The 870-nt window shown below is 36.0% G+C and carries 1 protein-coding gene; it reads left to right on the top strand.

Annotated features, from left to right (window positions below):
• A partial coding sequence (locus N1032_RS24340; protein WP_259543069.1) for a DNA polymerase occupies positions 1–870 on the top strand: 870 nt, incomplete at both ends.

Genomic DNA, 870 nt, shown 5'->3' with positions numbered 1-870 from the left:
ATAGAATTTCGTGACAGTTTAATCCTCTCCGGTTTATCACTGGCTAAAACCGCTGAAAACCTAACTCTACCCGAACACCAAAATATTAAAAAATTGGTTGACGGATTAGAATATGGGAAGGTTCGCCACCATGAAACTATTCTCACTGAAAAAGAATTAGAATATTGCAAAAACGATATTCTTGTAATTCTCGCATTCATTAAAGAGCAAATGCTTTTTAATAAAGACATTCGTAAAATCCCAATGACTAATACGGGCTACGTTCGCCGCCACGTCAGAAACGAATGCCTATTCAATAACAACAATCATAAAAAATCTTCCTCCGGGAAAAAATCCAGATATCTGGAAATGATGAAAAATATGCTCATGACTGAAACAGACTATAATAATTTAGGCTGTGCATTCATGGGCGGTTTTACTCATGCCTCAATTTTTCATATTGACTGTAAACTAAAAAACGTTTCCAGTATTGACCTCACCTCAAGTTATCCAACTGTGATGGTCGCTGAAAAATTCCCTATGGGGTCGGCACGTAGAGAAAAAGGAATCCGAACTGTTAAAGAGCTAAAACACCTAGCCAAAACCAAATGTTTTATTGCGGAGGTTGAATTTATCAACATCCAAAACGAACTAGTTTACGAAAGCTATTTCTCTAAATCGAAATGTAAGACTCTCGAAAACCCTACAGTTATTAACGGACGTGTATTTGAAGCTGACCGTTTGATAACTATTATCACCGATGTAGACCTAGAAACTATTGAGCAGGTCTATTCTTGGGATGCTGTTATTATACACAAAGTCTATTCTTTTTGGAAAGATTATTTGCCTAAAGAGATCATTAAATCTATTTTAGATCTCTACAAAGACAAG

The organism is Herbiconiux daphne (assembly GCF_024979295.1).
In the GTDB taxonomy this organism is placed as follows: Bacteria; Actinomycetota; Actinomycetes; order Actinomycetales; family Microbacteriaceae; genus Herbiconiux; species Herbiconiux daphnes.
This window is presented reverse-complemented; position numbering and strand designations above follow the sequence as displayed.